The organism is Paenibacillus sp. FSL H8-0034 (assembly GCF_038000305.1).
In the GTDB taxonomy this organism is placed as follows: domain Bacteria; phylum Bacillota; class Bacilli; order Paenibacillales; family NBRC-103111; genus Paenibacillus_S.
This window is the reverse complement of record NZ_JBBOBS010000001.1, coordinates 6,194,220-6,217,507: the sequence shown is the minus strand read 5'-3', so window position 1 is coordinate 6,217,507 and position 23,288 is coordinate 6,194,220. Positions and strand designations below refer to the sequence as shown.

The window sequence follows — 23,288 nt, the reverse complement described above, 5'->3', positions numbered from 1 at the left end:
CAATTCGTGAATAACATTTCACAAATATGGTACATCTCACACGGGGAGCTGCTTCTCCGAATGGTCCTTGCCGCTGTCTTGGGAGGGCTGGTTGGCATGGAGCGGGAATGGAACAACCATGCTGCGGGCTTCCGTACCCACATCTTGGTTTGTCTGGGTGCGGCTACGATTATGCTGCTGTCGATCTATGGATTCAGCCAATTTGTGAACGAAGCCAATGTAAGAATGGATCCTGCCCGTCTTGCTGCTCAGGTTATTAGTGGAGTCGGTTTTTTGGGAGCAGGCGCCATTCTTCGTAATGGCCCAGTCATTAGCGGTCTGACGACGGCTGCTTCCGTTTGGGTAGTTGCTGCAATCGGATTGTGTGTGGGAGCTGGTTTTTTGTACGCCGCTTTTTATGCCACGTTGATGGTATTGGTCAGCCTCTTCCTGCTAAACAAATGGGAGAAGCATCTGCTTAGAAATCGAAGAAGCAGTGAAGTGTCCATCAGGGCATTGGATTGCCCGGGGGTTCTTGGTCACATAGCGTCTAAATTCGGAGAGCACGGTATTCAAATCATCAATGTCAAAATGATCTCGGATAAGGAGACCATCGATTCGGAGGGGAGACCTACCATTCAATTTATTTTCAACCTGAAGGTGCAGGAACAGACCAAGCTGCTCTTGGCAGTTGATCAAATTAAATCCTATGATTTTATTCTCTATATGGAATCTGGCCGCAGCTTAACGAGTCCGCTTGGACAAGCAGCAGAACATGCAAATTAGTCGTCCCCAAGCAGTAAGGATGCCGATCGATTGTGCTTCATATATGAACTTGGATTGACGCCATACCATTTGCGAAATTGATTCGTAAAATGGTTGTAGTTCTGAAACCCGACATCGAAGCAAATCTGGGAGGCGCTGCGTTCGGTATGCTCAAACAATAGCGCAGCCTGCTGAACACGCATTCTGTTCAGTGTATCAACAATGCTTTGTCCTGTAATTGTTTTGAAGAGGTGGGACAATCGTGAAGCTGATAACCCTACCGCATGGGCCAAGTCGTCTATTCGAATGTGCTCCCTCATCCGCTGGGAAAGCAGAGAGAGCGTTTCTTCGATCCGGGCATCCATAACGTGGCTTTTCTTTTGAGCCAGCAGCATAATAATCTCACGTAGTGCATTGCAGCACAGTTCATTCCAGTATTCCCCACGCTCTCTGGAATCGGAAATCACTCGGGTGAAGGCATGGCGGATGCGTTGTCGGGCTGACTCATTTTCTATAGACTGCATAATCAAATTATCGTTGGGCAGCAGGCTCGTTTCAATAAGACTGGAGGGAAAGTGGGCCCATACAAATTGCCATGTATATCCGCGTCGTGTACCGTATTGATGAGGGATACCCGGCTTGAGCAAGCTCACATCTCCAAATTGGCAGTTTAACTCATGTCCTGGAACTTTAAAATAGCCTTCACCCTCCAGCGTGAATGTGATTAACCAATCATTCCTGCCATGCGGCCTGTTGATGAAGTAGGTTTCGGTTTCCTGAAAATGTCCGGCGATAACCGTATCGTAGGTATAGCTTTTATATTTGCCCATTGGTCCAGATTCCATGCAAACCCAGCTTTCGATTGAGATATAGAAACAGTTTGGCTTATGATAGAGGATTAATTTCTGATTAACAGCATATAACAAATCCATTCATTGCGCTACCTATATAGCAGGATTATATGAATATTTAGCATCATTGTTACTGTTCGCTGGAGTGTAATTCGCTTACGATAAGCTTATACAAATACAGCTTATAGGAGGCAAGGCGATGGACTTACAATTGCACAGATTAACACAGGAGCAGAAACATCATTTTGAAACAGAAGGGTATCTCGTCGTAAAAGGATTATTTGGGCAAAGCCAACTCGCGGAAATCGACAGCACCTTTGAAGAGATCAGCTATCAAACGATTTCCGGTTTTTTTGAACCCGATCTGAATGAGGGTTCAACAGATCCGTTGAAACGATATCCACGGGTCATGCACCCCCACCGATTTAACGAGACAGCCAAAAAATATATGCTGCATCAGCCGGTACTGGAGGTTCTGAGCGATTTGTATGAGGAGGAGCCGCTCGCCGCTCAGAGCATGTTTTATTATAAGCCGCCTGGATCACGTGGGCAGGCTTTGCATCAGGATAACTTTTATTTAAAAGTCGATCCCGGAAACTGTATTGCGGCCTGGACCGCCATTGATGCAGCGGATGAGGATAATGGCGGCCTGCTGATTGTACCGAAGACGAACCAGCACGAGATTGTGTGTCCGGATCTGGCCGACGAGAACGAATCTTTTACAACTCATTATGTGAAGCCGCCGAAGGATCAGAAAGCCATTCCAGTGCTTATGGACAGAGGCGATGTGCTGTTTTTCAATGGAAATCTGATTCATGGCTCATACCGTAACAAAACGAAGGATCGCTTCCGCAGAGCTTTTATCTGCCATTATGCGAATCAGTCGGCAACCAGCATTAGCAGCCACTACCACCCTTTGTTCCGGCAGGACGGTACGACGGTGGAGCTGGAGGCCAATCCCGATGGGGGACCGTGCGGCATCGAGCACCAAAATGTGTATCCTCATTAACACTTTGATATTGACTTGATGACGAACCGATATACGAAAGGAAGCATGCTGTTCCCTGGCTGTGTATAAGCTAATCTTATCCTATATATCTGATAAGCACCCGTTAGTTCCTTTGATTAGGATAAGGCGGGTGCTTTTTTCTATGTATTAAAATGGCCAACTGCCATATTTCCTCGTATTTCATCGGATCTTCATGCGAATTTCACGATACCTTCATGAGGCAGGATTTGGATTCTGGTAATATAGACATATCGAAGAACCACCCAATCCAATCATAATCGTAAATAAAGGGGAGCTTACCATGAGTACATCCGTGTATAAATCAGTCATTATAGGAACAGGTCCAGCAGGACTAACAGCAGCTATTTATTTGGCCAGAGCCAATCTGGAGCCATTGATTATTGAAGGTCCAGAGCCAGGTGGTCAGCTGACGACAACAACAGAGGTCGAGAATTTCCCCGGGTTTCCCGAAGGGATCATGGGACCTGAGCTGATGGACAATATGCGTAAGCAAGCGGAAAGATTCGGTGCTGAATTTCAGACAGGCTGGGTTAACAAAATTGATTTTTCCAACCGCCCATTTCGTATTTCCATTGAAGGTCGGGAAGATATTGTAGCAGAGACGATCATCGTCTCCACAGGCGCTTCAGCCAAATATTTGGGCATTGAGGGTGAAAGAGAAAATGTTGGCCGCGGTGTAAGCACCTGCGCAACTTGTGACGGATTCTTTTTCCGCAACAAAAAGATTATCGTAGTCGGCGGTGGTGATTCGGCTATGGAAGAAGCCAACTTTTTAACTCGCTTTGCATCCGAGGTAGTGGTGGTCAATCGCCGCAGCGAGCTTCGTGCATCCAAAATTATGCAGGATCGGGCACGCCAAAATCCAAAAATCAGCTGGGGCTTGAACAAAACTCCGCTTGAAGTTCTTACTAATGATCGTGGTGTTACCGGCTTGAAAGTTACGAACAACAGCACGAATGAAGAAGAGGTTATTGAAACAGATGGCATCTTTATCGCTATCGGTCATACGCCTAACACCAAATTTTTAGATAATCAGCTGCAAACCGATGAGCAAGGTTATCTGCTGGTGAATCCAGGTACAACTGAAACGAATATCCCAGGCGTATTTGCCTGCGGAGACGTTCAGGATCACCGTTATCGCCAAGCGATCAGTGCGGCAGGAACCGGCTGCATGGCGGCATTGGATTGCGAACGTTTCCTGGAAGCTGTAGAAAGTGAGCATCTGCAAGCTGTTCGCTAATCATTTTACAAGAAGAGGGGCATAAGCCTCTCTTTTTTCTGGTAAATATCGCTGGGTCTCATCCATCTTTACATATAAACCATTCGTCTCATATTGTCATCCCTGAATTGATAGGGTAGGATAGACATGATCATTCAGCTATTCGATTCCACAAGTGAAGAGGGATGTTATGATGAAAGTTCGTTTCGATCGCTTTCCAGGCGGCAGAATGAAGGCGGTCACTTTAAGCTATGATGATGGGCGAATCCATGATCGCAGGCTGGTGGACATTATGAACCGCCATGGCCTCAAAGGAACGTTCCATTTGAATTCGGGCAAGCTCGGTCAGGACTCGTATATTACAGCAGAAGAAACGGCAGCGCTGTTCGCAGGGCATGAAGTATCGGCTCATACCGTGAATCATCCGCACTTGGAGCTGATTCCACCGGAGCGAATCGTGATGGAGCTTGTAGAAGACCGTCAGGCGCTCGAAGAGCTGGTAGGCTATCCGGTTCGGGGCATGTCATACCCGTTTGGCACCTGGAGTGATCAGGTTGTTACTATGCTTCCTTCATTAGGCATTGAATATGCGCGAACGGTTCAGAGTCATGGCGAATTTACGATGCCGGATAATTGGCTGCTATGGTCGCCAACCTGTCATCACAAGCTGATGCTGGAGTATGGTGAGAAGTTTCTCGCGCACCAGCCCAAATATTCACGGCAGTCTCTACTGTATGTGTGGGGTCACAGCTATGAATTCGAGAATGATAATAACTGGGAAAGGATGGAGCAGTTCGGTCAGCTGATCGGGAATCAGCCGGACATCTGGTATGCAACGAATGCGGAGATTGTGGCTTACATGACAGCGTCAAGGCAGCTTCGCTTTTCGGTATCGGGCACGATTGTACATAACCCAACGGCATTATCCGTGTGTGTTGGTGTAGATGGTGAGTCGGTAGAGATCGCAGCCGGAGCGACTGTGAAGCTGGCGTAACCATTAGCAATCTGCAATAAACTTAGGGTGGATAACAAGGAGAATCATACGATGAATATAGAGAAAAAGAAACGAAATCAACTGCGATTTGCATTGCTATTGGGTACATTTTCAGCTCTGGGGCCTTTTACCATAGATATGTATTTGCCTTCATTTCCTGAAATTGTAGCACAATTCGGTACGACAGCTTCACTGGTGCAGCTTAGCTTAACGGCATGTCTGTTAGGACTCGGTCTGGGACAATTGGTGATGGGAACTTTAAGCGATGTACATGGAAGACGCAAGCCGCTGCTGATTTGCATGATCTTATATTTGGCAGCTTCGTTCACCTGTGCCCTCGCACCGAACATTGAATTTTTTATCGTCGTCCGGTTTCTTCAAGGCTTTGCTGCATCTGCCGGTATCGTCATTTCGAGAGCCATTGTTCGCGACGTCTATAACGGTCATGAGTTAACCAAGTTTTTTTCCTTGCTCATGCTCGTAAGTAATTTGGCTCCGCTCGTTGCACCTGTGGTAGGAAGTGGCATCATCTCCTTTACAACATGGGTTGGCGTTTTTGTTGTATTGGGCTTAATCGGCATTTTCTTGAGCATCATGACTACCTGGAAGCTGGATGAAACCTTACCTGTGGAGCAGCGTGTTCCCAGCAACTTTATGCAGGTATTAAGAAATTTCAAATCTCTGTTAAAAGACCCTCAGTTCGCCGGCTACGCACTCGCACAAGGTATTATGATTGCCGGAGTATTTGCTTATGTATCAGGGACGCCATTTATTTACCAAAATATTTATGGAGCATCACCTCAGCTGTTTGCGATTTTATTCGGCTCGAATGGAATCAGTTTAATCATCGGCTCTCAAATCGTGGGTAGGCTGACCCACAGGGTCTCAGAACGCAGCCTCCTGCTGACAGGACTGCTGTTAGCTGGATGCTCCAGCGCGGCCGTATTAATTGCAGCCCTTGTTCATGGTCCTTTATGGGCACTTGTCATCCCGCTTTTTTTCTTTGTTGCCTCGATCGGGATGACGGCAACAGCATCATTTTCATTGGCCATGGAGCATCAAAGTCATGTCGCGGGCAGCGCGGCGGCACTGCTTGGTTTAATTCCCTTTATCTTGGGTGCGGTGGTTTCCCCTCTTGTCGGAATCGCAGGTGAGCATACGGCTGTTCCCTTGGGCGTGATTATCCTATCTACGAGTGTAATTGCTTTACTTGCTTATCTCGGTCTCGTAAGAAGGCCAAGGAAAGAGCTCGCTGCATAAGGAGACTTCTGCTGATGGTTGTAACTTAAAGAAGCATCGTCTGCCGCGGCTGACGTATAAAGCATCGTTAAAGGAGAAACTATTTTCCTTTGCGGTGCTTTTTGTCATGTCTCCAGTTTGGAAGATTGGTTTATTCTGTATTCAGGATTCATTCAGTTAACGGTCAGCTCTTATTCAGGTGGACAATTTATAATTCATAGCGTAACAGAGATAAGCATCCATCAAGGAGGTGTATTCATGTTAAGAACCTATAGTTCCCAATACTCGCTGCCACTGCGTTCTCTCATAATGATCACCTTATTGATCGTCATATATAACCTCATCTAAGAAGAAACTCAACCAGAGAAAGGAAGTTGACTATGATAACCCAAAAAACGAACTATAAATGGATCACCTCAACTTTATTATTGTTAATCGTCCTTGTCACCTATATGCTTCTATATCCTCCGGTAAGTAAAGGGCAAGAATCGGTTGCCAAAGTAAATGGAGTTTCCATAGCCAAGGAACAGCTGTACAATGCAGTGTTGGCTTCGAGTGGCGAAAAAACGCTGCAAAATTTAATCGATCAGGAATTGATTCAGCAGGAAGCCAAGAAGGCAGGCGTTCAGGTGCAGCAAACGGATATCGATAGCGCACTTGAATCAACCAAAGGACAATTTGCTTCTGAAGACGAATTTAATCAGGCGTTGGACACTTACGGAATGACATCCGATCAGCTAAAGCAAAGCATACAAACAGAACTGCTGATTGAAAAGATTTTGGAGCCAGAAATAACAGTGACCGATGATGAAATTAGTCAATACTATACAGATAATCTGGAAACCTTAAAAACACCGGAGCAAGTGAAAGCTTCACATATCTTGGTTGCCACTAAAGAAGAGGCCGATGCCATAGAGCAGCAGTTGAAGAATGGTGAGGACTTTAGCACAATCGCTCAGGATAAATCGCTGGACACAGCGACCAAAAGCAATGGCGGGGATTTGAACTACTTTGCTAAAGGCGAGATGGAGGAACCGTTTGAAGCAGCAGCTTTCAAGCTTGAGACTGGAGCCGTCAGCGACGTAGTTCAGACAACAAACGGCTATCACATTATTAAAGTGACCGATCATAAACAGGCAACTACACCAACCTTGGATGAAAAGAAGGAAGAAATTCATACGACATTGATGAAGCAAAAGGTTTCAGATAAAGCTTCGAGCTGGCTTGAGGAAAAGAAAGCGGGAGCTTCAATCGAGAACTATTTGACCAGCTAACCATCAGTAAAAGTTAGCACAATCAAGTGATTCCGCAGGCGGTAACCAGGCTCCTTTTACAAGGAAATCTCGGTTGCCGTCTTTTTGGGTTTGAATCCAAGCAGCAGGCTTGCTGCATTTGAAAGGACAACCCGTGCAGAGCTATAATGTGGAGACATCTAATTGGAATAAAAGGATTAATTACATGAGAGCCCACTTAAATAAACCATTAAAGGAGAACTATATACATGTGGTTCATTTCGAGGAGGAGGACATATGATAACTAACACGAGCACCTTGACAGAGATGAAACTCAACAATGAACAAGAAGCTTTGATGATTCAGACAATGAAGGTAGAACATACGAAGCTGTGCAACCAAATGGCTCAACTGGATGAACTGCTGCTGCGACTAGAGAACAAAATTAATAGACTTGACGATTGTATAAATTTTACGCCCAATATTCATGCATCAGCATAAAAAGACCCTCAACTCCATGATCTTTCCGGCATCGAATAACCAGTTTCGAGAGAAGAGAGGAAATGGAATGAGGGTCTTTTTTGTCTGGGTTCTCTTAGGGGTGTGATATGCTATAATAAGGAAAAATGGAAAAGAGTGGGGGTTAAGCTTTGGAATGCCGATTGGGTTGTGCGGCCTGCTGCATAGTCATTTCAATTTCTTCCTCAATCCCTGGAATGCCTAATGGAAAGCCGGCAGGAGTCCGATGTATACAGCTTTCCGATCAAAATACATGCAAATTATTCGGTTCCTCCGAACGCCCGGCTGTGTGCAGCAGTCTACAACCTTCCGTAGATATGTGTGGATTTACGAACAAAGAGGCTTTCCATATTTTATCGGAACTCGAGCAAGCAACTACTCCAGCATCAATAAAATAGACATAGATCAGGTGCTGCTGGCAGCATACTGTGAACGAGGGGGATTTCTGTTGTTGGGTCAGTCTGTCAAACGGTTTGCGGCAGCCGTCGTATTTGTATTTTTGCTTGCTGCTTGTGAGGCGAAGCCGATTGATAGCAACGGAATTGGTAAGGAGACTCCAAATCTAGCAAATACACAAAGCACAACTGCGGATGCTGGGATCACATCTGCTGCTACATTCAATCCAAGCACAACTGAAGATCCATCTGTTAACCATTACAAAGTCACGCTTGATGGTAAAACATTTGATGCCGTGGCGGTTATCAATGGAACAGAAGGCTATAAACGTAACTTCTCCATAACGCTCTCCAACGGTGAGAAGCTTGAAGAAGAGGTTGCTGGAATAGATGGTTCTTTTGTACAGCTCTCGTCACAAGGGAAGCATGCATTGCTTCTGCACAATATAAGTGGCGGCTCTGGAGGGGACTCTTTTCTATCTACGCTTGTTCGAATCGATGGGAAATTGTCAATGAAGCATATAGATTTTAGCACAATACAGCCCAAATCGCTCACGCATCAAAACGCGCCATCGGAATTGCTGGGAACTATATCTGATCATAAGTTGGAAGATATTGATTTGAATCCATTCAGCGGAGCAGATATTTCGGGAGGCTCGCTTATTAGAAATTATAAGTCAATTTATCACTCGGGCCTTTTTGGAGAGGCACAGTATGAATATAATTTTACTAGTCATACCTTTCAATTTGTAAAAATCATCACTTACACCTATGAAGATCCCTTAGATAGACCAGTCTGTAAAGGTATCCGGTTAACAGATCAAGGCTACAGCATAACGGATCATAATGTGGACTACAACATTTTGATGGCTGTTGGAAATGATCGTAAGGATATGGTTAACAAGTTTACCCAATGCGGACAATCGCCCGATTTTGCAGCTACGGCTGGCGATCCTACCCCACTGATCAAGGCAATCCGGTCTGGTAATTTATCGATGGTGAAGGAATTGATACTGATCGGTGCGAATCCTTTGTTACGGATACATGAGTATACTCCTTATATTGTCGCAGCCTACTTGAATGCTAATGATGATCGTAAACGGTTTACGGAGATTGCAAACTTCCTGAGAGAATATGCAACCTCTTACGATATGGCTGCTTTACAATTATTCTCCCTGCCAAAAGTCGAGGAAGTACCTCAATTAGTTAAAGCAGCTAACGTGAACATAAATTTGTCTGCTTTTGATGGATTTAATGGAACACCTCTCGGAATTGCATTAGTAAAAGGTACGGCAGAACTGGTAAGAGCATTGCTCGAGAATGGTGCTGATCCCAAACTCAGATTTGGTTCAGAGGCAGGAGGATATACACCGATTGTCTACGCTATACAAAATAAAAAATTTGATGCAGCCCAGTATCTAATCCGCTCCGGTGTTGACATTAATGGTTTATACAGTTACTCGTATGTTACACATAGTTTATTGGGAAAAACACTTATAGAATGCGATGCTGCAGGCACTTCATTTTTAGCTGCCAACGGTGCGAAATTGGTTTCTTATTATGCCTCCATAGATGGGGACAAGCTGCCAGTTACGGATGCTGTCAAGTTGGTGAACAGATGTGAGAATAGTGCTGATTTACTAAAGATTCTCGGAAAATAATGACACTACTAATTGAATGCCAATTCGAAAGGGGCTAATGAAATGGAACGTTTACAACGCTTGACGCCATTGCTGAAGAGCTTTATGGAAAAAGGACCTGCAGGCTGCGCCATTACAGTTGTCAGAAGTGGAGAGGTATTGTATCAGGAAAGCTTTGGCTATGCAGATTTGGACAAGAAAAAGAAGCTTGATTCAGATACGATCTATCGAATTTACTCAATGACCAAAGTGCTGACCTGCGCCGCGGCTCTCATGCTTTACGAAAAAGGAATCTATATGCTAAACGATCCACTGGAGGATTACTTGCCGGAATTTAAGAATCCTTCGGTGCACCGATATAACGATTTTGGATTAAGATCGATATCTCCCGCATCAGGACCGATACGGATCAAGGATTTATTCACCATGTCCTCGGGGCTTACCTACGGCGGGGATGGTACAGAAACCGAACGGCTAACACGAATCGTTATGGAAAATGCCACCGCTACGATGGATATGAGAGCGCTGTCCAAAGCGCTAGCGACGGTTCCACTCGCTTTTGATCCGGGAACCCATTGGAAGTATGGTACAAGCCACGATGTGCTGGCTGCTTTGATCGAAGTATGGTCCGGTGTTTCTTTCGGAGAGTTTCTGCAAAAGGAAATTTTCGAGCCGCTGCAGATGAAGGATACTTCATTTCGGATTCCAGATGACAAAAGAGATCGTCTCAGCATGATGTATAACCGGGCAGAAGACGGGACACTAACCCCTAATACGGAGCGAGATGCCCCTTATCAGCAGGGATGTATTCACGAAAGCGGTGGAAGCGGGCTGCTGTCAACGATAGGTGATTACAGCCGATTTGCGCAGGCCTTGGCAAGGGGCGGAGAATTGGATGGGGCGCGGATTCTTGGACGGAAAACCGTACAATTGATGGCAACCAATCATTTGGGACCCCAGCAGCTTAAGGATTTCAATTGGCTGCAGATGAAGGGCTTTGGTTATGGTCTGGGAGTTCGAGTCTTGATCGACCCGGCAGAGGGCGGTCTTAACGGCTCGATTGGTGAATTTGGCTGGGCAGGTCTAGCCGGGTCTTGGGTGTTAATCGACCCTAAGGAACAATTATCTGTCGTTTACATGCAGCAGATGCTGCCGAGTCTGGAGCCTTACATTCATAATCGTCTACGGGCTGTCATTTATGGAGCGTTGGAGTAGAGAAATGGTTTACAATTACGATTTGGTTTGATGCGGAATCAGTCGCTTTTGTTTCCGCTGCTCATTCAGAAGTTGTGCCATCAACACCTGAATAGATTTCGTTTCCTCTGTGGCAAAAGCATTATGGGCGAGATTGCGAGTTTCGAGAGGGTCCTCAGATAAATTATACATTTCATATTCATCTGCGACTGGTTCTGTTTTGATAGAGATGCTGTAAGTCTGGTAGCCACCCTCGGGATGCGGATAGACACTCCCAACAGGAGTGAAAGACTCATCCCGGATACTGGGATGGCTCCAAAATTGATCGTTGTCAAAGTAACGGGAAAATTTCCACAATTGCTGCTTATCATTTCTTGTGATACAGGCAATTACGGTTTCGATATGGTTGGGCTGAATAACGGAAGCATAGGGAATACCCAGTGGATTTACTTGATGTGGACCGCGCGTCACATCATCATCGGTCATAAAGTAAATCGGTTCATCCACTCGTTCGCACTCAACGCCGAACAGGCAGGATGACAGATCACGCCCGACAAAGGGATGAACTTCGCTGAATTTTTGGCGCAATCTATTTTGTATCTTTTCCAGATCAACGTCGGCCAATCCAAGCATGGTTGGAATGATATCCAGATGACTTGTCAGTTTATCGACATGTGCTTCTTGGGCAAATAATTGTTTGTTATGAATGATCAAAGGCACGTGAACAAATTCTTCGTAAGCACAATACCATTTCTGATGAAGATAGCCGTGAGCGCCGAGCAGGTCTCCGTGATCCGAGGTGAATATCACAATCGTTTCGTCATAAAATGAGGATTTGGTGAGGGATTCGAAAACCTTGAGCATTTGCTGATCGGCATTCTTTTGCAGCTGGTAGTACAGCTTACTGTAATGAGGCTGGTTAAATATAGGCTGCAACGCCCGTGGATATACATCACGATAGCTTGCCTGGCATTGGGGTTTTGTATGTAGAGGCTCGTGAATGGTTGGCGGAGGGCCAGGCTGCGGCATCGGTTCCACTGCGAAATCAAACATAGGATTATGGGCTGTCAGTGCTCCATACAATACAATATCGTGCGGGTTCACAAAGGAGGCAACTAGCAGCCAAGGCTCCAGATGCCCGTCGTCGTGTTTTTTGTGATCCAGTGCTTCGATAAGCTCAACCACTTCTGCAGCATAGAACTCATCTCTGCCGCTGACTCCAATTCCAGCTGAAGAAGCGGAATTTCGGGGATTATTCCCGTGCGGCTCCGGTCCAATCCAACTGGAGAATCCGAAGTCATCCAAAGGGTCGGCATGAAGATATAAATCTACTTTTTGCTTATTGGGTATACCGGTTACGGGATCATAGCTTAATAGGCCATTGTGAGTGCCGGGGATAATAATATCTTCGTAGGAAACATGCCATTTCCCTTTATAATAGGTTTGGTAGCCTGCCTCCCGGAAATAATGGCCCATTGTTGGGACCGTGTTTCTGTTAAGCCAAAACATATCCGGATCGGAGGCTTCCTTGGCGATTCCATTAGTCTGACTGACACCATGAAGGGACGGATAGTGTCCGGTAAACAATGTTGCTCGACTGGGACAGCAGGCAGCACTTCCGATATAATGCCGATTGAACTCAAGTCCGTTCGTTCTTAGCAGCTCCTGCGTAACGAGATTATGTGCACGCCATTCTCTGATGTCGCGGTTCTCATATACAGGGGGATACCTCTGTTCATCAACGAGTATAACAAGAAAATTAGGCTTCTGAATGTTCCTGGTACGTGTCATCATACACCCCGTCATTATGTCATGTCTAAGTAATATGCGGCATGCTTTTGTCCTATGAAGATAGATGAATGGAACCTGCACAGTACTATAGTTCAAACTGGAAGCGAAGGTGATTCGATGTATAAGGCTTTGATCGTAGATGATGAAAAAATCGAGCGGGAGGGCGTCAAGTTTTTAATCGAAAAACTAGAGCTGACCCTGGAAACTAACGAAGCGGAAAACGGTATCAAAGCGCTGGAATATTTACAAACGCATGCGGTAGACATATTGTTCACCGATATCCGTATGCCGTTCATGGACGGGTTAGCGTTGGCCGCGAAGGCAAAGGTGCTTTATCCCAAGCTTAAGGTCATTATTGTAAGCGCATACGGCGATTTTGAATATGCTAAGCAGGCCATCCATATTCAGGTGGTCCACTATTTGTTGAAGCCTGTTGAAGTATCCGAGTTTCTTGAGGTGGTGACGGAGGTTGTCCGTTTATGTGATGAGGATCGTGAGCAGAGGGCAAGATCGCAGCAGTTGCAGCAAGTGTACGAAATCGGGAATCGTTATGTGCAGGAGCAAATGCTGTTTGATTTACTTCATGGAACCCAGTCTGCAGACCATATAGGAACTGCACGGAATCATCAAGGCTGGCTAAAGGAAGCCACGGCATTTCGGCTCCTTCTCTTGGATACAAGGAAGAAATTATTCGATACAGTCGCGGAAGGATTACAATCGCAATTAACAAGTGTACTCCCGTGGGATTGTATGTATTTGAACTTGAATGAGTATCAAAGCGTGCTTTTCGTGCGTTTGGAGGGGAATTGGGACAAGATGCAGCTGGAGCCATACGGAAAGAAGCTTCAGGAGTTCCTCATAGCACATTACGAGGTCGATAGTGTGATCGTATTCAGTGGCTTATTGAAAGATCTTCAAATGGTTCCTGCCGAATATCAGGAGATGGAGAAGATACTGGAATGCAAATTTTTCTTGTCTGCTTCGGCTGTATTGTTTGCAGAGGATATGTGTGCATCCCAGCAGGATGTGCCAGTGGACCTCAACAATATGCTTGAGGAAATATCACGGTATATCAGCTACAGTGAGTCTCATTTGATTCTGGACGCGATTGAGAAGCTGTTTACAGAGCTGCACCTCAATAATCAATTATCTACCATTTACGTAAAATACATATGTGCTGAAATTGCCAAAAAATATGTCGATAGCTTCAATCGTGACTCGAACATGTCATTTCAATGGTTTGCCGATCACATATTTAAGGCAGGCAGCCTGATGCAGCTCAAGGATCTAATGATCCAGCTGGTTGAGGAGAGGTCGAAGCCAGCAGTCGAGCCTTCCAGAAAGGTGATTGGCGAGGTGCTTAAATGGATTCACCGCGATTATCACAAGGATATCGGTCTGGATTCCCTGGCGGACAAAGCAGGCTTGTCTCCAAGCTACTTAAGCCATCTGTTCAAGAAAGAAACCGGCTCCAGTCTCATCAAGTATATAACCAGCTATCGGCTGGAAAAAGCGGGTGAGCTGCTTCGAACCACCAATATGAAAATTGCCGATATTACCAATGAGGTGGGTTACACGAGCTTCGCTTACTTTTGTTCCATATTCAAAAATTATTACGGCAAAACCCCCGCCAGATACAGGGAAGGGGATACCGTATGAGTCACCCGCTGCACATGTTTAGAAATATGCGTTTCAAGCAAAAGCTCATTTTATCTTATTTGATCGTAAGCTTAATTCCGATAGCGCTATTGGGGACTTATTCTTATAACCAGTCCAAGCTGTTTCTTCGCAAGCAGGCCGTCCAAGGCTTACAGGATACGGTAGGTACGATGGCAAGAGGCATGAACGAAAAGACAGTGCAATACGAGCGAACGGTCGACTCCGTTGTGATGAATACAGGACTTCAGCGTATTTTTGGCACCCAATATAAAAGTCTCACACTGCTTTCCGAAGATTTAAGAAAGTATGTGGACCCTTATTTCAGCATGCTCAAGAGCTTGAATAAAGACATGCTGCAGCTCACCGTATATATGCCCGATACTATGCCGGAATATGGCGATTCCATCCTTTCCCTGAACAGGCTAAAGGGTAATAGTCTATGGTATAACGCCGCCATGCAGCAAAAGCAGACAGGTTGGTATCATAATAATGACGAACTCGTTGTGTATCGACAATTTCCGACAATACTTTATAACAATATGGAAGGTATTTTGTATTTGAAATTGAACAAGGAGCTTTTTTTTGAGTCGCTTTCGTCGGTTTCTTCGGTTGATTCGGCTCGTGACGGACTTTTTATTTCCGATGGGCAGCACAACGTCGTCTATTCCAACCACCGTGACGCTGCCATATTTCAACACCAAATCATACAGCTGCCAACACAGCCTGAGAATACAGCCGATATCGAGGGCATTCGATATATTGTAATTAATGTTCCCCTGCATCATTCCGATTGGATGCTTCATTATTATATACCGGAGCAGGACATATCGATGGATGCAACCAGCATTGTCAAGGCAACAGTCATACTCCTTGTTGCCTGTATCGCCATATTGTTCGCGCTCATTTGGATATTTTCACACACCATGATCAAACGGATTTATCATTTGAACAAACTGATGAAACAAGTTCAGTACGGAAATATGCAATTGGACATACGCAGCGAGAACAGGGACGAAATCGGTGAATTAACGAATCGCTTCGGCAGTATGCTGTTTCGTATTAATGAACTGGTGACAGAAGTATATCAAAACAAAATTATTCAAAAGGAAGCAGAGTTTAAAGCGCTGCAGGCTCAAATTAATCCTCACTTTTTGTACAATACGTTATCTATCATCAACTGGAAGTCGCTGAAGATTGGCGCAACCGATATTAGCCATGTCGTGACTACACTGTCCCGATTTTACAGAACCTCTCTTAACCGGGGAGAAAGCATGACAACCGTCAGGGATGAGCTGCAGAACACCCAGTCGTTTGTGGAAATCCAATCCGTGATGCACGATCATAGCTTTGATGTGAGCTATCATATCGATGATGAGGTGTATCAATACGATACGGTGAATTTATCGATTCAGCCGCTTGTTGAAAATGCGATCCTGCATGGGATCGATCAGAAACAAGAAGGCAGAGGGCAGCTGATAATCACCGTTCGAGCCCATAAGGAATGGATCGAGTTTGTGGTCGAAGACAATGGACCGGGCATCCCAAAGGAAATACAGGACAATATTTTGATCCAGCAATCCAAGGGCTATGGGTTAAAAAATGTGAATGAGCGGATCAAGCTCGTGTTCGGTGAAGAGTATGGCATTACGGTATTCAGTGAATATGGACAAGGGACTGCGATGATTATGACCATTCCCAAATATAGAAAGCAATAAAACGATAGTTTTCAAAAAAATCTGATAATTAAAATAAAATGGTGCTGTGCTATATTAATTAAACAGGAATGAATGCGCATTCATAACTTATATAGCTGGAAAGGAGAGAGATTATTATTGCACGAATTATAGCAGCCAATCAGAGTACTGAAACCGTCTCAAGGACGAAAAGTGAGTTCAGAAAGAAGCTAAAAAATTATCAGGTTCTCTACTTTATGCTGCTGCCGGGTCTGCTGTACTTTATTATTTTCCATTATGTTCCGATGTACGGTGTTGTCCTCGCTTTCAAAAATTTTAAAATTATGCAGGGTATTATGGCCAGTCCTTGGGTCGGACTTGAGCATTTTTACAAAGTATTCGCCGATCCGAACTTTTATCGAGTCTTGAATAATACCCTTATTATCAGCCTTTATAAAATCGTGTTCGCCTTCCCCATTCCAATTGGTTTCGCCCTTCTGCTAAGCGAAATTACAAGTGAGCGGTTTAAAAAGCTGGTCCAGACGATTTCGTATTTGCCGCATTTTATGTCCTGGGTCATTATGGCAGGTATTTTTATTAGCATTTTTTCATTGAACGGTCCTGTCAACGCCATAATCAAGCTGTTTGGTGCTGATCCGGTATTGTTTATGGCAGATGACCGTTATTTCCGTACAATCCTGATCCTCACGGACATATACCAGGGCTTCGGCTGGGGCTCGATCGTTTATTTTGCCGCCATCGCCGGAATCGACCCACAGCTTCAGGAAGCAGCTATCATGGACGGAGCCAACCGTTTTAAAAGAATGATCTATATTACGATACCGATGCTGTTACCCGTTATTTCCATCATGCTCATTTTACGGATGGCGCACGTGCTGGATGCAGGCTTCGATCAAATTTTCAACATGTATAATCCTAAAGTATATGGAGTATCGGACATACTGGATACTTTCGTTTATAGAAAAGGATTGGTGGAAACGAACTACAGCTACGCGACGGCGGTAGGCCTTTTTAAATCCGTTGTTGCTCTTGTGCTCATCGTGCTCGTCAATAAAGCAGTACATATGATGGGAGGAAAGGATCATACCATTTGGTAATTCAGCGTATCTGATGGAGGCATGCAGACTATGATAAAAACGAAAAAAACGTCCGCAGAGAAGATAGGCGAATTCTCGTTGTATTTGCTCATGATCGTGATCACGGTCATCACCTTGTATCCGTTTTGGAACCAAGTGATTACGTCGATCAGTGCGGAAAGCACCTTATACACAACTGGTATGCTTCTTCTCCCAAGCAAGCTTTCCTTTGAAAGCTATCATGTGATTTTTCAATATAAAGCGATATGGACCGGTTATGGAAATACGATATTGCGTACGGTCCTCGGCGTAGGTCTCAGTCTGTTCTTCACTGCGCTGTTCGCTTATCCCTTATCCAAAAAGGACCTGCCGTACAATCGCACGATCACCTCGTTCGTCTTGTTCACCATGCTGTTCAGCGGAGGTTTGATTCCTAATTATTTGCTCGTTAAGCAGCTGGGTATCTTTAATTCGGTCTGGGCGCTCGTGCTGCCAAGTATGATCAGTGCCTTTAATACACTAATAATGAGAAACTTTTTCAGGTCTATACCGGACAGCCTGGAGGAATCTGCACGTGTGGACGGTGCCGGGTACTTCTTTATTTTTCGCAAAATTATCGTACCGCTTTCCAAACCGGTGCTGGCTACCGTGGCCTTGTGGATTGCGGTTAACCATTGGAATGCCTGGTTCGATGCTATGATTTATATCACCGATTCGAAAAGGCAGGTACTGCAGGTTGTGCTCAGAAAAATCATTGTGGACAATAATATGGACCAGCTGAACACGATGCTGTATCAGTTCGATCAGAAGGATATGTTTTCCACACGCCAGCTGCAGGCTACAGTCATCATGTTCTCGGTCCTGCCGATGCTCGTGATCTATCCTTTTGTGCAAAAGTATTTTGTCAAAGGCATCATGATCGGTGCGGTTAAAGGGTGAATAAGATTCCAGAATACGACTAAAGAAAGGGTGGTTTTTATGAAAATAATAATGCCGTTGACGTTGAGTGCAGTCTTAATGGGAGCAGTTCTTGCAGGCTGCAGTTCGGAAACAAGCACAGGCGGGGAAAAAACCGAAGCGCCCCAGGCAGACAAAAAATACAAGCTGACCTATCTGAATCAAAATTTTGATAAAACGGTCAAGGATTCATATGCCGTTAAATATGTACAGCAAAAATTCAACGTCGAAGTGGAGCAGCTTCCAAGATCTAAGGATAATTTCAAGGATGAGCTCCTGCTGAAGGTGGCTTCCGGGGAAATTCCGGATGTATGGGTGGACCTGGGCTTTCCCGAATACGAAAAGCTTGTCAATCAGGGCGCAGTAGCGGAGATTCCCCAGGAGCTTATCGAGAAAAACGCCCCGCGTTATTGGGCCTGGCTGAAGAAGCACTTGGGTGATGATCCGTTGAAGCTGTACCGAAGAGACGGCAAAAACTATTCGATGCCGATCATCCAGACGCTGGGTCCCGACCGTGCTGTCGTAAGTCTCCGTAAGGACTGGCTTGACAATGTAGGGATTACGAAAAATCCTGAGACATTGGAAGAATTTGAAGAGGCCATGCGCAAATTCCGCAACAATGATCCCGACAAGAACGGCAAAAAGGATACGTACGGATGGACAGGTCAAGCTGCAGGTGTTAAAGATATATTCAGCCCTATATTTGGCGCATTCGGTGTGTTCCCCGGTACGTTCACCGATAAGAATGGCAAGATTGTCCGTGGTGAGATCGAACCCGGTGCCAAGCAGGCGCTTACGCTGCTCAATAAATGGTACAAGGAGGAGCTGATCGATCCCGAATTCGTGCTGAATAAAGGCCAGAATGTGGACGATAAGGTCATTTCCAGCAAAGTCGGAATTGTCACCGCTCCCTGGTATCAGTTTTTACAGCGGGCTGCTTTTTTTGATGGCAAGTATTATGATAAGCTTCGTGCTAATGTGCCGAATGCGAGCTGGTTATTGACTGCGGGACCGAAGGGACCGGACGGACAGCAGGGTAGCGTGCAGGCAAATCCGATTGCAAGCTCCGGCGGACAATTTGGCAAGCATATGGAAAAAGATAAGGGGAAAATGGCCAAATATTTGCAGGTTGCCGATGCGACTGCCTTCGATGCGGAGACATTTGAAAATATCGTTTACGGAGAAAAAGGCAAGACCTATAAACAGGGTGATAAAGGCGATTTTATTTATCTGCCTCCGTATGATAAAGAAGAGGAACAGATCAAGTTCGGGATTGGACAGCAGTATACGTTCCTGGGTAAATCTTTCAACGATTATGAATTTCAGACTCCGTACATGACCCTTAACGAAATGATGCCGATCCGCAGGGCTAATGAACACATAGGTAAAGGCAAATATGATATTTTACAGCCGATTCAAATACCCGCATATAACGAAAATAGCGATACGCTGGATCAAATGACGCTAAAATATTTTATTGATATGATTACCGGGCAGCGACCTGTCAGCGACTTTGATAAATATGTTGAAGAGTGGAAAAAAGCGGGCGGTTCCAAGGTAATGGAAGAGGCCCAGAAGAAATACGAGGAGAACTTCAAGAAGTAATATGCTGATGGGGGAGGATGGGCGGCTTTGGAACCCTTACAAGTAATTCAAATCGGTGTTGGGGGATTCGGCAGATCGTGGCTGAAAACTGTACTTAAGGAACCGGAGGTCGATCTGGTAGCTATTGTGGATGTTGCCGATGAAAATTTGGAGTATGCGGGAGAGCTTTTACAAGACAAGGCCATACCGATGTTCCACGATCATAATGAGGCATTGAGCAGCGTACAGGCAGATGCAGTCATGATCATTACGCCACCACAGACGCACATGACAATTGCCTTTGATGTGATGAAAGCAGGCCTTCATATATTTCTGGAGAAGCCTCTGACTTATTCCTTCGAGGAAGCAGTGGAGTTCGTTCGCAAGTATAAGTGCTATGACAAGAAAGTGATGATTAATCAGAACTATCGCTGGACACCCGAGATTCAGGCAATGAAGCAGGCAATTGCGAACGGCTCCATCGGAGACATCGGGTATATCGACTATAACTTCAGAAGGCTGCACAATTCGAATGTTGATACATGGCGCGTACATTCCGGGGAATTTTTGTTCACTGATGTCAGCATTCACCACTTCGATCTAATCCGATATTTACTGGAATGTCAGCCAGAGTATGTCACCGCACATGGAATTCGTCCATCCTGGAGCTGGTGTGAAGGCATTACAGTGGGCGGCGCCATCTTCGAATTTCCTAAGGGCGTACTGATGAATTACTTCGGAAGCTTGTCCGATTTCGGATCTTCCACTACCTGGAACGGTGAGATCCGCATAACTGGAAGTGAAGGCGCAGTCGAGCTATGTAATGATATTCCGTATTTGAGCGGGAAAGGTGGAGAGAGGCAGGAACTTCCTTTACCCCAAATGCAGTACAGCAGTCAAGGCTATTCGCTGCACCAGTTCATCAATTCGGTACGGCATGATACGAGACCCGATACCGATCTGATGGACAATATTAAGAGCCATCTTATGGCACATACGGTCATCCAATCCATTCACCGCAAGGAACGGGTGGCCTATGACGATTACCTTCAAGTGCTGAATTCATAAAAATTGGCAAGGGTTTACCTCGTTAAGTTGAATGTAAAAGGCAGCAGTATGATCCGGTTACATCTAAAAATATAATCCGCCAAACCGCCAAGTAATCCGTCTACAGGTGGTTTGGCTCTTTGTGATGAAGTATAATCAACTGTATTACATTGAGAATGGTTATCACTGAGATAATGGAAAGGGTTGTGAATATGCTAGGCGTTAAAAGAATATCGCTTGCTGGTGTCGCTGTGTTGCTGGTGTTTGTGTTGTCCGGATGTGGCAGTCCGAACCATGACATAGGTGAAGCTTCGTCTGGATCCGTGAATTCCCCATCAGCTTCCAATGGAGCAGCCACACCGCAGACGCGTACCGTTAAGGACGCTAAGGGAAATGTAGTCATTCCAGCCAACCCCGCGAGAATCGCAGATATTTCCGGTTCCACCGAAGAACTGCTGCTGCTTGGATTTCAACCTGTACTGACCGGCAATACCGACATGGGGAACCCCGGGAAGGTTACGCCGCTTCTCTCCAGCAAATTGCAGACAAACGTTAGTATCGCAGGCTGGTTTCAAACCGAAATCAACATAGAGGCCGTCATGGCAGCGGATCCCGATCTGATACTGGCAGGACCTACACAAGAGAAGATATATGATCAACTGGTAAAGATTGCTCCAACGGTGAGAGTGCCGTATGGTTTTAACGCTTATCGGGAACGATTTGCATTTGTAGCGGAGGTACTCGATAAGAAGGGAGAGATGGAGGCATGGCTGAAGGCGTATGATCAACGCGCCAAACAATTGCATGATCAAATTACCGATGTCACCAAGCAGGAAACGTTTGCTGTGATCGAATCTACGCAGAAGGAAATTCGGATTTATGCCCGCACAGGATTGGCTGATATCGTTTTTAATGATCTTGGACTGCCCAAAGCTCCGGGGACGCCGGAACCCGATCCGTGGGGTGGTAAGGTGATGAGCCTGGAGGGGCTTTCCACGTATGATCCCGATCATTTGATTTTACTCACAGACGGAGAGCAAAATGTGCTGGAACAAAGCAAAATCTGGAGCAGCCTCAAAGCTGTCAAATCTGGACATGTATACCGGATGACAAGCAGGCAAAATTATAACGAAGCCTTTTTTGCAATGGGGAAGAAGGCAGTCATGGAGCAGATTGCGGGCGATATAACGAAACCAGGCAAAAGGTAAGACCGATGATACCAAGGCAATAAGAAAGAGGATGGTATGACAAAAGCAGAATACAAGAATAGGTCAGACTTTCATCAAAACTTTAATCTTTTTTTCGACGGGTTCGAGCTGCAGAGGAACAATGTCAATCATACGGAGCAGATGACGTTCCATTCACAAATGGGGGAAGGGGTTATTCGTCGCTTTATCCCTCGTACCGATATCGAAGTGGTTATTTCTGACTACACCTTACATCGTAATCACGCCTTGAAGCTTTTCACCGAAACCGCTATGGTAGAGCTTAATTATTGCTTACAAGGGGCAAGAGAAGTGAGTGTTGCAGGAATGCGCCATGAGTTTGTTCCGGGAAATTGTACCCTGCAATTTATGAATCATGCGGATGTACGCTTCGAATTCGATGGCAATCAGCCTTTTCTAATGCTCGGTATCGGAATCCCGGTTTCGACCTTTCATCATTTTATGGAGGAGGCTGGCGGGGAGAGATCGGTCGATTTTTTTCAGCTTCTTGGCAATCGGTCCTATCGCATCTTTCAGGAAACGATTCATCCAGCGGCTACCGTTGTTGTGAAACGAATGATGCAAGCTGCTATTGCACAGCATACCCGAAATTTTGAGCTGGAGTGCAGTGTACTGGAGCTTTTATCTCTGGCCTTTCGATCTTTTCTGATTGATTGCAATCCGGATTCTCCTAAGTTGTCCAAGAGTGATATGCACAAAATCCAGAGTGCGAGGGATATTATATTGGACCGTATGGTAGACCCGCCCACACTGCTCGAATTATCACGGATGATTGGTCTAAATGATTTTAAATTAAAGAGCGGTTTTAAAGAAATGTATGGAACGACCGTATTCGGGTATTTGCGCGAGCAGCGGTTGGAAAAGGCCTTTCTTTTGCTGGAGCAGGGCAAGATGAACGTGAGCGAAACGTCATTTGCGGTCGGTTATTCCAACTCCAGTTACTTTTCGGAAGTATTCCGAGAGAAGTATGGGGTCAATCCCGGAGTTTTTGTTCGAAGCTCCTCCGCATTGCGTGAGTCCTATTAATAGGTGAATAGAATTGCACCTGAAACTGCTCCTTCGAGTAGTTTTTTTGTTGTAGGTCGGTTCCCATTAACCAGCAAAGTAATCCGGCTGCAGGTAGAAGCTTGCCTTGCAAGCGTAGTATCATTAGCTTATTGATAATGAATCTCAATTACAATATATCAAATTAAAGTT

At 45.3% G+C, this 23,288-nt stretch carries 20 protein-coding genes; 18 read left to right on the top strand and 2 right to left on the bottom strand.

Annotated features, from left to right (window positions below; translation table 11 throughout):
• Nucleotides 1–60: 60 nt before the first annotated feature.
• Nucleotides 61–765, top strand: coding sequence for an MgtC/SapB family protein (locus NST47_RS28025; protein ID WP_341159772.1), 705 nt, complete (start codon nucleotides 61–63; stop codon nucleotides 763–765).
• On the opposite strand, the gene NST47_RS28020 is transcribed toward NST47_RS28025, so the two are convergent.
• On the bottom strand, nucleotides 762–1,589 hold the full coding sequence (locus NST47_RS28020) for a helix-turn-helix domain-containing protein (protein ID WP_341158059.1): 828 nt from the start codon (nucleotides 1,587–1,589) through the stop codon (nucleotides 762–764). The genes NST47_RS28025 and NST47_RS28020 overlap by 4 nt on opposite strands.
• Before the next feature lie 205 nt (nucleotides 1,590–1,794).
• Between NST47_RS28020 and NST47_RS28015 the strand changes: the two genes are divergently transcribed.
• From NST47_RS28015 to NST47_RS27975, 9 genes are all read left to right on the top strand, one after another.
• Nucleotides 1,795–2,604 (top strand): phytanoyl-CoA dioxygenase family protein, encoded by an 810-nt coding sequence (locus tag NST47_RS28015; protein WP_341158058.1) that lies wholly within the window; start codon nucleotides 1,795–1,797, stop codon nucleotides 2,602–2,604.
• Nucleotides 2,605–2,917: 313 nt separating this feature from the next.
• Nucleotides 2,918–3,865, top strand: coding sequence for a thioredoxin-disulfide reductase (trxB, locus tag NST47_RS28010; RefSeq protein ID WP_341159771.1), 948 nt, complete (start codon nucleotides 2,918–2,920; stop codon nucleotides 3,863–3,865).
• A gap of 172 nt (nucleotides 3,866–4,037) precedes the next feature.
• On the top strand, nucleotides 4,038–4,838 hold the full coding sequence (locus NST47_RS28005) for a polysaccharide deacetylase family protein (protein ID WP_445667484.1): 801 nt from the start codon (nucleotides 4,038–4,040) through the stop codon (nucleotides 4,836–4,838).
• A 51-nt stretch (nucleotides 4,839–4,889) separates the two neighbouring features.
• Complete coding sequence (locus NST47_RS28000; RefSeq protein ID WP_341158056.1) at nucleotides 4,890–6,098, top strand: multidrug effflux MFS transporter; 1,209 nt, start codon at nucleotides 4,890–4,892, stop codon at nucleotides 6,096–6,098.
• A 359-nt stretch (nucleotides 6,099–6,457) separates the two neighbouring features.
• Nucleotides 6,458–7,351: a peptidylprolyl isomerase gene (locus NST47_RS27995; protein WP_341158055.1), complete on the top strand. Its 894-nt coding sequence runs from the start codon at nucleotides 6,458–6,460 to the stop codon at nucleotides 7,349–7,351.
• A gap of 255 nt (nucleotides 7,352–7,606) precedes the next feature.
• On the top strand, nucleotides 7,607–7,810 hold the full coding sequence (locus NST47_RS27990; protein WP_341158054.1) for a hypothetical protein: 204 nt from the start codon (nucleotides 7,607–7,609) through the stop codon (nucleotides 7,808–7,810).
• 149 nt (nucleotides 7,811–7,959) lie between these two features.
• On the top strand, nucleotides 7,960–8,226 hold the full coding sequence (locus NST47_RS27985) for a YkgJ family cysteine cluster protein (protein WP_341158053.1): 267 nt from the start codon (nucleotides 7,960–7,962) through the stop codon (nucleotides 8,224–8,226).
• Between the two features lie 53 nt (nucleotides 8,227–8,279).
• Nucleotides 8,280–9,884 carry an ankyrin repeat domain-containing protein gene (locus tag NST47_RS27980; RefSeq protein WP_341158052.1) on the top strand — a complete coding sequence of 535 codons (1,605 nt, stop codon included), beginning with the start codon at nucleotides 8,280–8,282 and terminating at the stop codon, nucleotides 9,882–9,884.
• Nucleotides 9,885–9,926: 42 nt separating this feature from the next.
• The gene (locus NST47_RS27975) at nucleotides 9,927–11,078 is read left to right on the top strand and encodes a serine hydrolase domain-containing protein (protein ID WP_341158051.1); all 1,152 of its coding nucleotides are present in this window, start codon (nucleotides 9,927–9,929) and stop codon (nucleotides 11,076–11,078) included.
• A gap of 15 nt (nucleotides 11,079–11,093) precedes the next feature.
• Here the strand turns inward: NST47_RS27975 and NST47_RS27970 are convergent, their stop codons facing one another.
• On the bottom strand, nucleotides 11,094–12,851 hold the full coding sequence (locus NST47_RS27970; protein WP_445667405.1) for a sulfatase-like hydrolase/transferase: 1,758 nt from the start codon (nucleotides 12,849–12,851) through the stop codon (nucleotides 11,094–11,096).
• 114 nt (nucleotides 12,852–12,965) lie between these two features.
• On the opposite strand from NST47_RS27970, the gene NST47_RS27965 reads away from it, so the two are divergent.
• The 8 genes from NST47_RS27965 (at nucleotide 12,966) to NST47_RS27930 (ending at nucleotide 23,117) form a co-directional block, all read left to right on the top strand.
• Nucleotides 12,966–14,507: a response regulator gene (locus NST47_RS27965; protein ID WP_341158049.1), complete on the top strand. Its 1,542-nt coding sequence runs from the start codon at nucleotides 12,966–12,968 to the stop codon at nucleotides 14,505–14,507.
• A 14-nt stretch (nucleotides 14,508–14,521) separates the two neighbouring features.
• Entirely contained in the window at nucleotides 14,522–16,222 is a 1,701-nt protein-coding gene (locus NST47_RS27960) for a sensor histidine kinase (protein WP_341158048.1), read from the top strand.
• Between the two features lie 215 nt (nucleotides 16,223–16,437).
• Nucleotides 16,438–17,298 carry an ABC transporter permease gene (locus tag NST47_RS27955; protein ID WP_341158047.1) on the top strand — a complete coding sequence of 287 codons (861 nt, stop codon included), beginning with the start codon at nucleotides 16,438–16,440 and terminating at the stop codon, nucleotides 17,296–17,298.
• A 30-nt stretch (nucleotides 17,299–17,328) separates the two neighbouring features.
• Nucleotides 17,329–18,216, top strand: coding sequence for a carbohydrate ABC transporter permease (locus NST47_RS27950; protein WP_341158046.1), 888 nt, complete (start codon nucleotides 17,329–17,331; stop codon nucleotides 18,214–18,216).
• Between the two features lie 51 nt (nucleotides 18,217–18,267).
• On the top strand, nucleotides 18,268–19,839 hold the full coding sequence (locus tag NST47_RS27945; protein WP_341158045.1) for a hypothetical protein: 1,572 nt from the start codon (nucleotides 18,268–18,270) through the stop codon (nucleotides 19,837–19,839).
• Between the two features lie 27 nt (nucleotides 19,840–19,866).
• Nucleotides 19,867–20,886, top strand: a complete 1,020-nt coding sequence (locus tag NST47_RS27940; RefSeq protein WP_341158044.1) for a Gfo/Idh/MocA family protein — start codon at nucleotides 19,867–19,869, stop codon at nucleotides 20,884–20,886.
• Nucleotides 20,887–21,077: 191 nt separating this feature from the next.
• On the top strand, nucleotides 21,078–22,073 hold the full coding sequence (locus NST47_RS27935; RefSeq protein WP_341158043.1) for an ABC transporter substrate-binding protein: 996 nt from the start codon (nucleotides 21,078–21,080) through the stop codon (nucleotides 22,071–22,073).
• A 36-nt stretch (nucleotides 22,074–22,109) separates the two neighbouring features.
• Nucleotides 22,110–23,117, top strand: a complete 1,008-nt coding sequence (locus NST47_RS27930) for a helix-turn-helix transcriptional regulator (RefSeq protein ID WP_341158042.1) — start codon at nucleotides 22,110–22,112, stop codon at nucleotides 23,115–23,117.
• The last annotated feature ends 171 nt before the right edge of the window (nucleotides 23,118–23,288 follow it).